The organism is Brachymonas moutaii (nom. illeg.) (genome assembly GCF_049977365.1).
Classification (GTDB): Bacteria; Pseudomonadota; Gammaproteobacteria; order Burkholderiales; family Burkholderiaceae_C; genus Brachymonas.
Genome location: NZ_JBNGEN010000039.1, coordinates 1 through 369 on the forward strand (window position 1 = coordinate 1; position 369 = coordinate 369).

A 369-nucleotide genomic window follows, 5' to 3' on the forward strand; every position below is an offset into this window, starting at 1 on the left:
AGGGCGGCATCATCACCAGCACGCAGGCGGCCGAAACTGCGGGCAGCAACAGCCTGAGCACCGGCACGCTCACAGCCAGCGACATGGTCAACCACAGCACCTATCAGGGCAACAGCATCGACATCAGCGGTGGCAGCAGCGTAGCGGGCGGCGTGAGCAAGGCAGTGGGCTATGGGCAAGACAGCGCCCAGCAGGGCAGCAGCACAGCAAGCGGCATCAACACCGCCCATGTGCAAATCACCAATGCGGCAGCGCAGCAGCAAGATATTGCCAACCTCAAGACCAGCACCACCACAGAGCAGGTAGCAGCCAGCAGCGGCACATTGCAAAACAGCTTTGATGCCAGCAAGGTACTCAGGGAACTGAATG

Annotated in this window: 1 pseudogene; it reads left to right on the forward strand. The window is 61.0% G+C overall.

The features are described 5' to 3' along the window. Positions 1-369, forward strand: a pseudogene (locus ACP2WS_RS11330) (hypothetical protein); the annotation flags it as partial.